Source organism: Vibrio sp. Vb0937, from assembly GCF_033338855.1.
The window spans coordinates 187,284-201,383 of the sequence record NZ_JAWOTK010000002.1; the positions used below are offsets into that span (position 1 = coordinate 187,284).

The 14,100-nt window shown below is 41.0% G+C and carries 15 protein-coding genes and 1 pseudogene; 10 read left to right on the forward strand and 6 right to left on the reverse strand.

Annotated elements, in window-relative coordinates; genetic code table 11:
* The first annotated feature begins 228 nt into the window (after positions 1-228).
* From R7P67_RS04400 to R7P67_RS04445, 10 genes are all read left to right on the forward strand, one after another.
* A complete protein-coding gene (locus R7P67_RS04400) occupies positions 229-597 on the forward strand; it encodes a late competence development ComFB family protein (protein ID WP_005376241.1) in 369 nt (122 codons plus the stop codon).
* A gap of 41 nt (positions 598-638) precedes the next feature.
* On the forward strand, positions 639-920 hold the full coding sequence (locus tag R7P67_RS04405; protein WP_213871117.1) for an HlyU family transcriptional regulator: 282 nt from the start codon (positions 639-641) through the stop codon (positions 918-920).
* Between the two features lie 434 nt (positions 921-1,354).
* On the forward strand, positions 1,355-2,911 hold the full coding sequence (locus tag R7P67_RS04410; protein WP_262653671.1) for a Re/Si-specific NAD(P)(+) transhydrogenase subunit alpha: 1,557 nt from the start codon (positions 1,355-1,357) through the stop codon (positions 2,909-2,911).
* A gap of 8 nt (positions 2,912-2,919) precedes the next feature.
* Positions 2,920-4,296, forward strand: a complete 1,377-nt coding sequence (pntB, locus tag R7P67_RS04415) for a Re/Si-specific NAD(P)(+) transhydrogenase subunit beta (RefSeq protein WP_262653670.1) — start codon at positions 2,920-2,922, stop codon at positions 4,294-4,296.
* 155 nt (positions 4,297-4,451) lie between these two features.
* The gene (vxrA, locus tag R7P67_RS04420; protein ID WP_025767766.1) at positions 4,452-5,906 is read left to right on the forward strand and encodes a sensor histidine kinase VxrA; all 1,455 of its coding nucleotides are present in this window, start codon (positions 4,452-4,454) and stop codon (positions 5,904-5,906) included.
* On the forward strand, positions 5,881-6,543 hold the full coding sequence (gene vxrB / locus R7P67_RS04425; protein WP_005376251.1) for a response regulator transcription factor VxrB: 663 nt from the start codon (positions 5,881-5,883) through the stop codon (positions 6,541-6,543). Before vxrA ends, vxrB begins: the two co-directional genes overlap by 26 nt.
* A 6-nt stretch (positions 6,544-6,549) precedes the next feature.
* Positions 6,550-7,431, forward strand: coding sequence for a DUF2861 family protein (locus R7P67_RS04430; protein WP_262653669.1), 882 nt, complete (start codon positions 6,550-6,552; stop codon positions 7,429-7,431).
* A gap of 60 nt (positions 7,432-7,491) precedes the next feature.
* Positions 7,492-8,613 carry a conjugal transfer protein TraF gene (locus tag R7P67_RS04435; RefSeq protein WP_005388052.1) on the forward strand — a complete coding sequence of 374 codons (1,122 nt, stop codon included), beginning with the start codon at positions 7,492-7,494 and terminating at the stop codon, positions 8,611-8,613.
* A gap of 41 nt (positions 8,614-8,654) precedes the next feature.
* The gene (locus R7P67_RS04440) at positions 8,655-8,816 is read left to right on the forward strand and encodes a YoaH family protein (protein ID WP_005376257.1); all 162 of its coding nucleotides are present in this window, start codon (positions 8,655-8,657) and stop codon (positions 8,814-8,816) included.
* A gap of 874 nt (positions 8,817-9,690) precedes the next feature.
* Positions 9,691-10,080: a universal stress protein gene (locus tag R7P67_RS04445; RefSeq protein ID WP_053307697.1), complete on the forward strand. Its 390-nt coding sequence runs from the start codon at positions 9,691-9,693 to the stop codon at positions 10,078-10,080.
* 90 nt (positions 10,081-10,170) lie between these two features.
* Here the strand turns inward: R7P67_RS04445 and R7P67_RS04450 are convergent, their stop codons facing one another.
* The 6 genes and pseudogenes from R7P67_RS04450 to R7P67_RS04475 form a co-directional block, all read right to left on the reverse strand.
* Positions 10,171-10,383, reverse strand: a complete 213-nt coding sequence (locus R7P67_RS04450; protein ID WP_005376260.1) for a hypothetical protein — start codon at positions 10,381-10,383, stop codon at positions 10,171-10,173.
* Between the two features lie 296 nt (positions 10,384-10,679).
* Positions 10,680-10,880: pseudogene (locus R7P67_RS04455) on the reverse strand (LysR family transcriptional regulator); the annotation flags it as partial.
* A gap of 550 nt (positions 10,881-11,430) precedes the next feature.
* Positions 11,431-11,742 (reverse strand): stress response translation initiation inhibitor YciH, encoded by a 312-nt coding sequence (gene yciH, locus R7P67_RS04460; RefSeq protein WP_005376292.1) that lies wholly within the window; start codon positions 11,740-11,742, stop codon positions 11,431-11,433.
* A 1-nt stretch (position 11,743) separates the two neighbouring features.
* Positions 11,744-12,130 carry a DUF3319 domain-containing protein gene (locus tag R7P67_RS04465; protein WP_262653642.1) on the reverse strand — a complete coding sequence of 129 codons (387 nt, stop codon included), beginning with the start codon at positions 12,128-12,130 and terminating at the stop codon, positions 11,744-11,746.
* A 128-nt stretch (positions 12,131-12,258) separates the two neighbouring features.
* Entirely contained in the window at positions 12,259-13,248 is a 990-nt protein-coding gene (locus R7P67_RS04470) for a D-alanine--D-alanine ligase (protein ID WP_033907069.1), read from the reverse strand.
* Positions 13,249-13,397: 149 nt separating this feature from the next.
* Entirely contained in the window at positions 13,398-13,967 is a 570-nt protein-coding gene (locus R7P67_RS04475) for an SPOR domain-containing protein (RefSeq protein WP_005390018.1), read from the reverse strand.
* Between the last annotated feature and the right edge of the window lie 133 nt (positions 13,968-14,100).

The following is a 14,100-nucleotide window of genomic DNA, read 5'->3' on the forward strand; positions in this document are numbered from 1 at the left end:
TGACTATATAATTGGTTAGGTAAATCGTTTTATCAATATGGATATTTATCCGTTATTGAATTTCGAACTTTGAGAACTAGCAAGAATACGTCTATTTGTTCCTTTTCCCAAGTATTTTGGAAGACATTACGGCAAAAAGAGAGAGATTGATTAAATTAAGAGCAATCAATAAGTTGTTATAAACAAGTCGTTGCTATACTCATTTCATAGGAAAAAGGAGATTTACAGATGCAGATAAGCTCAGATGTGCACAACTACATGGAAACATTAGTAGGCCAGGTTCTCAGTTTGCCCGAATTTTTAGAACAGTATGACAACGAACAGTTAGCCGATATTGCTTGCCTTGCGCTTATCCAGCTCAAGCCTGTCTATATCCGTCATGATATTGATTTTTTGTCTTCACTTCCTGAACAAAAATTAAGCCAGTTTAAGCAAAGCGCGGATATAGCGGTGAAAAACGCCGCAGAAATGGTGAAAGAAGACAGGCGTAAGAACCGAGAGTATGATGTGCCTGTAATTTTTTCCCATACTAGTTATGATGATGACAAAGAGTTGGATTGGTATGAAAAACCGATCCTTAACGTTAATATTAAGTAAGAGTCGCTCAGTTGACTAGTGAGCTGACCCAAGGAGGAATCGTGGGATTTTTTTCGCGTTTGTTTGGTGGTAGTGAGAAAACCGCTGAAGCTAAAACTATCGAGCCAGTTGAGTATAAAGGTTTCTTTATTTACCCAGAGAGCCTTTCAGAGGGCGGACAATATCGCATCGCTGGTCGAATAGAAAAGCATGACGATGATGAAGTGAAAACACATCGGTTTATTCGCTCCGATTTGCTTGGCTCAGAGCAAGATGCCAATGACCTTATGTTGAAGAAATCTCAAATGTTTATTGATCAAATGGGCGATAAAATCTTCGACTAGCAATTTACTGCAATTTGATTCCAGTCATCTTAAAAAGAGCCATTAGTGTATATGCTAGTGGCTCTTTCTTTTTAACGCTTAAATCTCTGTTAAGTCAGTATTTAATCGTTACCTGGTTAGACCTCAGTCTAGTACGGTGTTGCGTTGTTATTTTTCGTGCACAGAGCGACAATCATTCATTACTTAGCGTTATATGTAATGAAATTTAGTATTTAAATTACAAAACACTTGAAGTAATGAGACGCGTTCGATACAAACAGAATAATAACAGGGCTGTTAGTCAAGGTGTTATTGTGCAAATGGGTGTCCCCAAACATCATCTTTCGTTTGCAATTGTCTTGCGTGGTAAACAGATAGAAATAAAAAAGAATTAGAGTAGAGCGACGCTCTGTTTTGGGACTAATTTATTGATATGTATACAAGGAGTATGCGTTTTGCAAATCGGTGTACCTAAAGAGATACTCGCGGGTGAATCGCGAGTGGCTGCATCGCCGAAGTCGGTTGAGCAGTTAATAAAATTGGGATTCGATGTCGCGATTGAATCCCAAGCGGGGGGGCTAGCGAGTTTCGATGATGCCGCTTATGAAGCAGCTGGTGCGAAAATCGTTTCTAGTGAAGAAGTTTGGGCATCTGGCCTTATTTTAAAAGTTAATGCGCCAATTGTGGATGATGAGCAAGGCATTGACGAAATTGCGTTACTGCAAGATGGAGCAACACTGGTTAGCTTTATTTGGCCGGCTCAAAATGCTGAGTTGATGGAACAACTTTCAAGTAAGAACATTAACGTTCTTGCCATGGATTCCGTTCCTCGTATCTCACGTGCACAAGCCTTAGACGCGCTATCTTCGATGGCTAATATCGCTGGTTATCGTGCAGTGGTTGAGGCAGCTCATGAGTTTGGTCGTTTCTTTACAGGTCAAATTACGGCTGCCGGTAAAGTACCTCCAGCGAAAGTATTGGTTGCGGGTGCTGGCGTCGCTGGCTTGGCGGCTATCGGTGCTGCAGGTAGCTTAGGTGCCATTGTCCGTGCGTTTGACGTCCGCCCAGAAGTAAAAGAGCAAGTTGAATCGATGGGCGCTGAGTTCCTGACCGTTGACTTTCAAGAGGAGTCAGGCTCTGGGGATGGCTACGCAAAAGAAATGTCTGATGACTTCAACAAAAAAGCGGCAGAGTTATACGCAGAGCAAGCTAAAGATGTTGATATCATTATTACGACCGCGCTCATCCCTGGTAAACCTGCGCCGAAGTTGATCACCAAAGAAATGGTCGACAGCATGAAAGCGGGCAGTGTAATTGTCGACTTGGCAGCTGCTAATGGCGGTAACTGTGAATATACAGTGAAAGACCAAGTTATAATGACGGATAACGGGGTAAAAATTGTTGGTTACACTGACATGGTTGGTCGTTTGCCTACACAATCTTCTCAGCTTTACGCGACAAACCTTGTTAACCTTCTAAAACTGCTGTGTAAAGAGAAAGATGGCAACATCAATATTGATTTTGAAGATGTTGTTATCCGAGGCGTTACCGTGGTGAAAGAAGGTGAAGTTACTTGGCCAGCGCCACCAATTCAGGTTTCAGCTCAGCCGCAAGTGAAACAAGAACAGCCTGTGAAGCCAGAGCCTAAAGTAGAAGAACCTGCGTCTCCAACGAAGAAAATTATTGGTGTGGCAGCAGCTGTTGGAGCCTTTGCATGGGTAGCATCGGTTGCTCCGGCAGCGTTTCTTTCTCACTTTACTGTATTTGTTCTAGCGTGTGTTGTCGGATACTACGTAGTATGGAATGTTACCCATGCACTTCATACTCCACTAATGTCAGTAACGAATGCTATCTCTGGCATTATTGTCGTTGGTGCATTACTGCAAATTGGACAAGGTAATGGCGTCGTTTCATTCCTATCTTTTATTGCCGTATTGATCGCGAGTATCAATATCTTCGGTGGTTTCACCGTCACCAAGCGTATGCTTGAAATGTTCCGCAAAGATAAATAGGAGTCACAATGCCTGCAGGATTAGTACAAGCAGCTTACATTGTTGCTGCATTATTTTTCATCATGAGTTTGGCGGGGCTTTCAAAGCAAGAGTCTGCTCGTAATGGTAACTACTACGGTATCGCTGGTATGACGATCGCGCTAATAGCGACGATCTTTAGCCCAGATGCGCAAGGTTTTGGTTGGATCATTATCGCGATGGCGATAGGTGGTGCGATCGGTATTTTCTATGCGAAGAAAGTAGAAATGACCGAGATGCCAGAACTGGTTGCGATTCTACACAGCTTTGTAGGTTTAGCTGCGGTTTTAGTTGGCTACAACAGTTACCTAGATGCGCCAGAAGCAGCAACACATGCTGAGCATGTTATCCACCTTGTAGAAGTATTCTTGGGTGTGTTCATCGGTGCCGTAACTTTCACCGGTTCAATTGTCGCATTTGGTAAGCTGCGTGGTGTGATTTCTTCGTCGCCACTTAACCTGCCTCATAAGCACAAAATGAACCTCGCAGCGGTTGTTATTTCTACGCTTCTTATGATCTACTTCGTAAAAGCAGATGGCAGCATGTTCGCTCTTATTGTGATGACTTTGATCGCGTTCGCATTCGGCTACCATTTAGTCGCTTCAATCGGTGGTGCTGATATGCCAGTTGTTGTCTCTATGTTGAACTCATACTCAGGTTGGGCAGCAGCGGCAGCAGGTTTCATGCTAGCAAATGATCTATTGATTGTAACAGGTGCTTTGGTAGGTTCATCAGGTGCGATTCTTTCTTACATCATGTGTAAAGCAATGAACCGTTCGTTTATCAGTGTTATTGCCGGTGGTTTTGGTCAAGAGATAGTGATTTCAGGTGACGAAGAGCAGGGCGAATATCGTGAAACAACAGCGGAAGAAGTTGCAGAGATGTTGAAGAACTCAAAATCAGTAATCATCACTCCAGGATATGGCATGGCAGTAGCTCAGGCACAATACCCTGTTCATGAAATTACTGATGTACTTCGTTCACAAGGTATTGAAGTTCGCTTTGGGATTCACCCAGTAGCGGGTCGTCTACCGGGGCATATGAATGTGTTACTCGCTGAAGCAAAAGTACCGTATGATATCGTTCTTGAAATGGATGAAATCAATGATGACTTTGCAGAAGCCGATACCGTATTGGTTATCGGTGCTAACGATACGGTCAACCCAGCCGCACTGGAAGATCCGAACAGCCCAATCGCTGGTATGCCCGTATTGGAGGTATGGAACGCGAAAAACGTAGTGGTATTCAAGCGCTCAATGAATACTGGTTACGCAGGAGTACAGAACCCACTGTTCTTCAAAGAAAATACATCAATGCTATTTGGTGATGCGAAAGAAAGTGTTGAGTCTATTTTTAAAGCACTTTAACCATTCTTGATTTAAAACTATACAGGGTCAGCAATCGCTGGCCCTTTTTTGTTCCGTTTCAATGTTATAGTAATGCAAATCCTTCTGTTAGCAGATGTCAATTGCTTGTAGATTGATGTATAGTTTTGGCTAATGTAACAAGTGACGGTAACAGTTTGATTAAAAAGTTTTTGCTCGGTTTTGCAACTGTATTGCCGCTTTTTTCGGCACCTGCATTTTCCGATTCACTACCAGAAAGAATAGATACGTTTACAGAGCTATTTAACTATGAAGTAGCTCTTAAGTCGTACGATATTCGTATTCTGCAATCAAATTATCCTACCAAGTTACTTGCGCCAGATTCGCTTCTGCCGCAAACGTCTGACTATCCGTTAAAAGATATCCAACAGCTTTACAGCTTGGCGAATACTTGTCGTGGCAAATTACCATTAAGTCCTTTAATTACTGAGCCTTTAGTATTTACAAGGGCGATTTGTAAAGGGACGCAGCTGACACCTCGTTGGTTCTCGCGTAGTGGTCTCATTCACCCTGGTGGTGGGACGTATGCGGCACGTTATGTGGATAAGTATCCAGAACTCAAACCCAAACTATCTCAGTACATGCATATAAAAGAGCGTGATAACGAGGAAGGGGATGAGTTGCTAGAAAGCTTGAAAAACATGGATGACGACGCCATTAATGCTTTGATTGCAGGCGCGAGCATGTTTATTGAAGGTAACGAACTTTGGTTAAGACGTGGTGACCGTTACTTTGTTTTCGAGAAAGATATCTGGCAAGAGAACGTAGCGAATGCGGGTCTGTCATACGCTCTAGCGTCTCAAAGCAAAAGTTGCTTTGTTAAACGAGGTAATATTTGTTGGGATGTAGAAGATCACTCGCAAGTTTTGCGGATCAGTATGATCATACTGGTAATCGCCAATATTCTTTTGGTGATTGGTTGGGCGGTGTACCGTTGGAATAGCAAGCGAGAAGAACTACGTAGTAGAATGCTCGTGTTGCAAATTTTAACGCATGAGCTCAGAACACCGATTGCATCTCTGTCACTAACGGTTGAAGGCTTTCGTCGAGAGTTCGAGCATTTGCCTGAAAGTGTGTATGACGAATTCCGCAGATTGTGTGAAGATACGCGCCGCCTGCGTCAATTGGCAGAAGCGAGTAAAGATTATTTGCAATCTGATAACCAAATGCTTGCAACAGACTGGGTACCATCCGTTGCAGATTGGTTAGAATTTAAGATCGAAGAAGAATTTGATAGTGCCGTGCTTTTTAACATCAATGAAGATGTGGCTGCTAAAGTTAATGTGTACTGGTTAGGAACTTGTATCGATAACTTGCTTCGTAATGCGCTTAAGTACGGTGTCGCACCGGTTGAATTGGATGTCTCAACTAGTGAAGAAAAAATAGTATTCCAAGTCCGAGATGCAGGAGGCCTAACGGCTAAAGATTGGGCAAATTTGAAGAAACCGTTCGTAAGTAAGAGCGGGTTAGGACTTGGATTAACAATCGTTGAATCTATGGTAGGCCGCATGGGCGGAAAAATGTCCTTAATGGGACCACCTACAACTTTTATATTGGAGATACCTTGTGAAACAGACACTGCTTCTCGTTGAGGACGATAAAAACTTGGCTGACGGCCTGTTAGTAAGCCTGGAACAAGCAGGATATGAGTGTTTACATGTGGAGCGTATTGCAGACGTAGAGCCACAATGGAAAAAAGCTGACTTGGTAATTCTCGATCGCCAACTCCCAGATGGTGACTCTGTACAATGTCTCCCAGAATGGAAACAGATTAAAGACGTACCAGTTATCTTGTTAACGGCACTTGTTACCGTAAAAGATAAAGTTGCAGGCCTTGATTCCGGCGCGAACGACTACTTAACAAAGCCTTTTGCTGAGGCGGAGCTTTTTGCGAGAATCCGTGCACAGCTACGAGCACCGGATTCAGCAGAACAAAGCAACGCTGATAAAGTGATTACAAAAGACTTAGAGATTGACCGCTCGACTCGTGAAGTGACTTATAAAGACGAGCTAATTACGCTTACTCGAACAGAGTTTGATTTGCTGCTATTTTTGGCGTCAAACTTAGGTCGCGTGTTTACTCGTGATGAGCTACTTGACCACGTTTGGGGTTACAATCACTTCCCGACAACACGTACGGTTGATACACATGTACTACAGCTTCGTCAAAAACTGCCAGGACTGGAAATTGAAACACTTCGTGGTGTTGGCTACAAGATGAAAGCATAAGTCGTAATGAAAATACTACTCCCTGTAGTTGTCTCATTAGCGTTAGTGAAACCAGTCCATGCGATGGACTGGTTTCAAACTAACACGCCTTTAACACAGGCACATCAACACTTACTTGAAGATGATCTTGCGGGTATGTTCAACTCTCTTGTTGAACTCTGGCAAACGGAACCAAGTAAAGATTTGACTCCTCACCTTAATGATCTTCTTGGTCAGTCACTATCCAAAAACTGTGGCAAGGCTCTCACTGGTGTAACGCTGCCTGATTGGATAAGTGGTGTGAACGTTATTCGTCAGACTATTCAAAGCCCTGGGCGAGATACATTTAGATTGGTGATCAAGCTAAGAGCTACAACTGACATCGAAAATATTTCATTTAATCGATGGGTGGATGATTCTATATCCGCGGACAGTTCATTCAGCTATGAACAACAGCCGGACGGGACAGAACTTGCCAACGAGCGTAGTTACTCGAAACGCTATAACTTAACAGGCAAGCTTGAAGCTGGTTTATATCACTTAACCGTTGTTTCTACTGATAAACAAGAGTATCGAACTTGGGTAATACTTGGAGATTCAAACTCTTCTCAATATGTTCGTTGGACATCTAAAGAGAATTGGAAAGTAGAAAAGAGCGCACTTCGTAATCCCCATTGTCCATTACCGCAACTTGAAGTTGGTTTGTATGACTACATTGATGGCCAGTACGAGCAAATGTGGAAAAAGACTTATGAGTCTAACTATCCAAATTCATTGGAGCTAGCGGGTGTCCCAAACGATAGATACGTATTGGCGGTAAGTATCAATAGTCGCCGTTGGCAGGGCGATATAATTGTTGAGCAGGCTCAAACTATTAGCCGAACCTATGATCTTTCCCAGGAAGAATAGTTAAAGAAATACTACTTGTGCCGATAAAGGTTCAGGACGAACTAAAATCACAAGTGTAGTATGAAAAACAAATATAAAATTCTTGCCACTTCTGTTGCTACTATTCTTTTCGCTAATGCTGCTTCTGCTGCTACTTATGCGATAGAGGCTCGTAGTGATGCAATGGGTGGCGTTGGTACCGTATCAGCAACTTATCTAACTGCGCCTTTTTTCAACCCCGCTCTTACTGCGATTTATCGCCGAAATGACGATGCAGGCATGATCGTGCCAAGTTTTGGTGGCAGCTACGATGATCAATATGATCTAGTTGATGAGATCGAACGCATCAGCAAATTGACAGACGTCGATGAAATCAAAAAATCGATGGATGCTATCGATGGGAAAAAGACAGACTTTGATCTTGGTGGTGTCGTTGCCATTGGTATTCCCAACAAATTCTTATCTGCAACTGCATACGGTAAGCTATACACTGAATCATTCGTACAACCAAATGTTGATACCTCAGGTACTAATCCATTAGATGATAGCTATGTACAAGGTGTTTCTATTGGCGTGGCTGAAGCTGGTATTTCACTTGCTAAATACACTAATTTCATGAACCAACACCTTTCTTTTGGTGTTACTCCTAAACTTCAGCGTATATACACATACTCATACGCCACGAGTTTTCAGAATTTTGATACTAAAGACTTACGTGAAAATGAGACCGCGGAAACGATGTTTAACTTAGACGCAGGCGCACTTTGGTTCTTTGGCCCATATCGTCTTGGTATTTCAGCGAAAAATTTGATCGGAAGAGACGTTAAAACAAAATCATTCCAATATGGCAGCGATACGATAAAATCATACGAATATAGCATGCGTCCTGTATACACCGTTGGGGCAGGGATTGTTGCCGATTACTTTACGATGAGTGTTGACTACGATCTTAACGAAGAAAAACGTTTTTCATCCTTTGATGATAATACGCAAATGATTCGAGCTGGTATTGAGTTTGATATTTTGCGTCAAATGGCATTACGAGCAGGGTATATGAAGAACTTAGCTCGAAGTAATGACGAAGGAACCATTACTGCTGGTATCGGGTTGTCCCCACTTAAGTTGTTCGAATTGGATATCGCAGCTCAGTACACAAACGAGAACGCTATGGGTGCATCCATTAATTTCCTTGCTACCTATTAATTGAATCGTTATAGTCAGCTCCTCAAAATGAGGAGCTTTTTATGTTTGACGATTTACCCCCTCTATCTCACCAAGAGCAACAACAAGCTGTAGAGAGAATTCAAGAATTGATGGCGAAGGGCACAAGTACTGCAGAAGCTATCAAAATTGTTGCCGAACGGATTCGATCTGAGTACGCAGAAAAACAACAGCAACAAAACTAATCAATTCATGGACAGGGCATACGCCCTGTTTTTTTGCCTTTCTATTTTCTATTCCTTTACATTCCCAAACACCACCCTAGTTACGCTGTAACTACAATTTACTAAACCTATATGATTTTAATCTTGTTCAATTGCCTTTAAGACTAAATAGTGAGTTAGTAAAATTTTACCCAATCGTGTTAACCTTAGTTTTCTTAGCACAGGTAATTAGGCATTTTTTGAAGAACTCATAAATTAAACTCAATAATATCAATTCTTTACCTCGGGAATTTAATCTGCCAACCATATTGGTTGCGATTGATCTTGTAATTTAATTACAAAGTGCGAGAGGGCTTCGTTCCTAGGTAGAGGATTATGCTGAAAAAAGAATAAAGATACACCGTAACTTATAACGGTAATTAAACTAGACTTATTAAATACGCGATATAAGAACAGTAAGCACTCGCAGACATATGTAATAGATGAATCGGAAGTTCATCTTATTTAGCTGCTTTTTTAGCCGAAATACGTCTCCTGGATTTGAGCGGAGCGTTACATATTGAACACGCTTAACCTAAAGTAGTTTTACTAAACTAGGCGACGTTGAAGTGGGTAATATGAAACCTCAAGAGTAGTAGAAATAAAGAGCAGTGACTCGCGTTACAACGTAATGTTTCTTAGCATCCTTCCTGTTAAATAGTCCGATAATTAGAGAAGAAATTGGAAAAACATCGTTGATCTTTGGATGAGAGGAAGCAACAAGGTTGCAATGAAAACTATTTGCCTGTTTTACACTAAACTCCTTTAACTATCATGTAGCAGTAGTTTTGATGTTGTGTTCGCTCTATGTGGACTAGACTTAATATGAGAACAAAAACTAACCAAGGGAGGAATGATGGGTTACAAGCACGTTTTGGTTGCTGTCGACTTATCTAAATCTAGCCAAGCCGTTATCGAAAAAGCAATAATGCAAGCAGATAACTCAAGCAGCAAACTCTCATTTGTTTACGTAGATGTTGATCGCATAGTCATGGAAGCGAAGGAAGAGCAAGAATTGGAAAGAAGGCTGCAAGAGCTCGCTGATAAATGCTTATACCCAGTAAACGAGACCATGGTAGTAATCGGCGATCTTCATATAAAACTATCGGGAATCGTCAAAAAAGAGGGGATAGATTTAGTTGTCTGTGGTCATCATCACTACTTATTGAGTCGCTTTTTTTCATCGATACCAAAGGTTGTGAACGAAGTTGAAGCTGATTTATTAATCGTCTATTTAGACGAGTGATCGACAACTCTTGTTCGCACTCATCATTTTTTGTCACTAAAAAGCCGAACTTTTATGTTCGGCTTGGTGTATCGGTGATAATAAAAGTTTTTAGCCAGGAATGATTGATGCCTCATGAGATAAAACAGATGCAGACTCCGCGTTTGACTGCAGATCAAAATGTACGTTAACTTGCACGCCTTCTCGCTCAAAAGTGACATCATCAAAATCGGTCATAGCGATTTTGAATCCATTTCTAGCAAAAAAGCCAGTCACCATAGTTCGCTGCTTAATTTCTAATGCAGACGCGAGTAGCTTATCCATGGCATTCTCCTTGGTTATTGTGGGGATATGGGTAGAAGATACACATAGATTGGTATGAAATCAATTTTATATAAAGTTGCTTTTGATGAAAATTTTAATGTAAGTCAATCTATCGTTTACCCCACGTGATTTATTCCACGCAAAACCTTAATAACAAGACGGCAGAGCATCTCACATTGTGATAGCAAGCATAAAGATGGTGGTGTTAATAAATACCGCCGAAACAATATGTTACAAAGATTAGCGTTAGGCCTAGTTGAGTAGACAACGCAAAATTCTAAATCTGAACAACCGCCCTAAAATGACTCACTCTTCAATACTTGTGATAACTCAGACCTAATAAAAGTAGATATCTCAGCTAGCTTTCTTGGCAAAGGGTTTTGATAAGGGTAGGCAATATACATGGAACGTTCTATATCAAAAGTTTGCGATATTCGGATGTTTTTGTCTATATAGTTACTTTTAATAAGATAGTTTGGAATGACACCAACCCCAACTTATGAAGAAAGATCTAGGTATAGATTGAAAAGTAGAGAGTTTACATCTAATAGATTCCTTGTTCCTATAAAGATAATATAGTACTTACACGTTTGGGTTAAGCAAATGCGTGTCCATGTTGTCTCATATTGAATGAGCAAGATGCAAAACCAACGTGCATGGTGTCAGATACAGAAGTGGTCGCTGTGGTGGAATCGAAGTTCATGGCCCATACAAGACAGCTGATGAAGCTTGCAAGGAAGCAAAAGCCAAATACGGTGTAACTAAACTGACTTCACCAATGCTAATCTTCTAACCCTTAAGTTCGTATTATGTATATTATGTTAAATTGTCTATTGCCATACGCTAAATGTTGTCTGAGTATGCTCCTATTCCCCTGCAGATTTTAAATTTAAGGGCCTTACTGTAAGTATTAAACATAATGGTTATTTACCATAAAATAGCTAATATCGATCTATCAATCTACGATTGCTTGCTCTTCAATTAGCAACTTATAAAAAATGGCGTCTATTTCTTTAGACGCCATTTTTGTTTACTGGAAATATTAAATTAGCCACCGGCTAATTTGACTGTCATGCCTTTCTTTTCAAGATGTGCCTTGATCTTGTCTCTAGCATCACCTTGAATCTCGATATTGCCATCTTTTACAGAGCCACCACAGCCACAGACTTTTTTGAGTTCTGCCGCTAATAACTTTAAAGGGGCATCATCCAAGTCTAAACCTGTAACAATGCATACGCCTTTACCTTTACGGCCTTTCGTTTGGCGCTGAATCCGAACAACACCATCGCCTTTAGGGCGAGATACTTTTTCTTCTTCCGGTTTAATTCGACCGGTTTCTGTTGAATACACCAGAGTCATTCTATTGTTTCTTTTGTTGTTGAGCTTGCATCGCTTTTTGCTTTGCAACCAAATAAGCTTCGATATGGCGTTGAATAGCGGCTTTACTGCCCTTAATCAGTTTACCATTAAACATACAGTACCAAGAGTTAGGTTGGCCTGTATCGTTTTGAATAGTATAGCCGTTAAAGACCTCTGATTTTGCAACACCAGTTTGCTGCACTCTTTGTCCGAGTGAAGCAAACTCTTTGGGATCAATAATCGATGCGGTGTCACACCACCAATCAATGCTTTTCTTTACCGCCGTCAAACTGCCCTGTAAAACGTGGTTCTTGATTATAACCTTCCAAACACTGCCATCTGATCCGACTGACTGCAGGTTAAAACCTCTATAATTTGAAATCGCCATACCACTGAGTCATCTGTTTAATGCGTTGATATAATCATAATTGCTACTGAGCAATATTCAAATACGGCTTGAATAATCCTTGCTCTAGAAAACAACTTGTATCATAAAACGCGTCTCGATAACGTTAATCACTTTGCACTGTTTATACAATCTTCCAAGAACTCATGAAATTTGTGCCCGTTGTTTTGAAGCATTTTAGGGAACATTGAGATCGGAGTCATTCCTGGAAATGTGTTTACTTCGTTTAAGTAAATCTCATCATCTTCCGTTAGGAAAAAGTCGATACGAGATAAATGACGAAGATTCATTTGTTTAAATACCGTCTCTGACGCGTGTTGGATGGAATCTAATTGTATTTGAGTTAGATTCTTCGCCTCAACTTCTGTGAGCGAGTGACTTGAACTGCTGTACTTTTCATCGTACGAGTAAAAAGCACCATCAGGCGCGATGACCTCGCCTGGCTTAGTGATATGTAGTTGGCCATTCATCTCATATGCAGCAACTTCAAGTTCTCGAGGTTTTACTGCTTTCTCAACCAACACTTGGTCAGAAAACCCAAAAGCATCATTTACTGCATTAGAAAGCTTGTCTTTTTCTGTGACACTGTAACAGCCAACGGAAGAACCTTGGCGAGCGGCTTTAACAAAAACTTTTCCCCACTTTTCAAAGGCTTTATGAGCTTGAACGTGAGCTTCTTCATCGTTTCGCGTTAAGAATAAGTATGGCGTATTGGGTATGCCAATAGCGTCGTACCAAAGCTTAGATGTGATTTTATTGAAACTATTGCTACTCGCTTCTGGCCCGCAGCCAAGATAAGGAATACCTGCGATTTCAAACAGAGATTGAATGTCGCCTGTTTCGCCAGGAAAACCATGTATACAAGGCACGATGAAATCAATGGTTTGATTAGATTCACTTGAGCACAACTGCTTGGTATTGAGATCCAAGTAAACCAACTCACCTTGGTTGGTCATCCAACCTTCGTTTTTTATTTCTACGCGTGTAACGTGAACGTCTTCAATAAGATTTAGTTGTTGTTCGACAAAGTTTGCAGACAATAATGAAATCTCGTGCTCAGAAGAGCCACCGCCGCATAGTAAAAGAATATTTTTAATCATGAATCCATCTTTCCGTGACCTACAAAAGATACTATTTATTATGATAAACCTTTGAAGTGTGACGTACAGTAATTTTAATGTGAGGAATGTTGTTCGAATAGGATTTGAGCAAATAAATAAGGGAGCTATTCGCTCCCTTATTTGATGTGTTAATTTAATTTGTTAAGCGTTGGGTAAGCTGAGTTTTTGATTGCATCAATGCTTTTAACAAATGGTCTTAACTGCTGAAATTGAGCTGGCAAAGTCGAAATCGCTTGCTTGGCTTCTGCGCTTGTTGCGTAGTCTCCGTATAAAACTGAGAACCACTTAGTACCGTTTACAACTTTGTAGTTTTCCCAAATTGGCTGACCGTTCTGTGGCAGCTTATTTGCAAACTGATCGACTTTAGCTTGGCTACCCACAGCTGCGACTTGAATGGTATAGCCGAATCGTTGAATGCCAGCTTGCTTTTTACTTGGTGGTACGATCTTAACTGGCTTCGCCTGCTCTTTTGGCGTTAGCTTGACTACTTTCTTTTCTTCAGGCTTTGCCGTCATTTTCACAACAGTTGGTTGTACGTCTTTTTCTACTACAGCGTTTTCAGACGCCATAATTGGTTTAGAGATACGATCTGATTTGTAGTCCTCTCGGTAACTTTCTGAGGTCACATCCGTGATGTAAGTTTCAGATGCACAAGCAGAAAGCAGAACTGACAAGCCGATGATTGCGATTTTTTTCATGAAGTAACAAATGCTCTGGATAAATATTACGATAAATCATGCCGATAGCAGGGCCGTTTATCAAGCATCAAATACAATAATCTGTGATTTTGATGTGATGAATAACACAAACTCCATAAGCATCGTACACATT

What these genes read in the sequence shown, in the direction of transcription:
- R7P67_RS04475 (WP_005390018.1), bottom strand. Translation starts at nt 13,967, where the DNA reads ATGAAAAAAATCGCAATCATCGGCTTGTCAGTTCTGCTTTCTGCTTGT.
- R7P67_RS04440 (WP_005376257.1), top strand. Translation starts at nt 8,655, where the DNA reads ATGTTTGACGATTTACCCCCTCTATCTCACCAAGAGCAACAACAAGCT.
- R7P67_RS04470 (WP_033907069.1), bottom strand. Translation starts at nt 13,248, where the DNA reads ATGATTAAAAATATTCTTTTACTATGCGGCGGTGGCTCTTCTGAGCAC.
- R7P67_RS04445 (WP_053307697.1), top strand. Translation starts at nt 9,691, where the DNA reads ATGGGTTACAAGCACGTTTTGGTTGCTGTCGACTTATCTAAATCTAGC.
- pntB (WP_262653670.1), top strand. Translation starts at nt 2,920, where the DNA reads ATGCCTGCAGGATTAGTACAAGCAGCTTACATTGTTGCTGCATTATTT.
- R7P67_RS04450 (WP_005376260.1), bottom strand. Translation starts at nt 10,383, where the DNA reads ATGGATAAGCTACTCGCGTCTGCATTAGAAATTAAGCAGCGAACTATG.
- R7P67_RS04435 (WP_005388052.1), top strand. Translation starts at nt 7,492, where the DNA reads ATGAAAAACAAATATAAAATTCTTGCCACTTCTGTTGCTACTATTCTT.
- R7P67_RS04400 (WP_005376241.1), top strand. Translation starts at nt 229, where the DNA reads ATGCAGATAAGCTCAGATGTGCACAACTACATGGAAACATTAGTAGGC.
- R7P67_RS04430 (WP_262653669.1), top strand. Translation starts at nt 6,550, where the DNA reads ATGAAAATACTACTCCCTGTAGTTGTCTCATTAGCGTTAGTGAAACCA.
- yciH (WP_005376292.1), bottom strand. Translation starts at nt 11,742, where the DNA reads ATGACTCTGGTGTATTCAACAGAAACCGGTCGAATTAAACCGGAAGAA.
- R7P67_RS04465 (WP_262653642.1), bottom strand. Translation starts at nt 12,130, where the DNA reads ATGGCGATTTCAAATTATAGAGGTTTTAACCTGCAGTCAGTCGGATCA.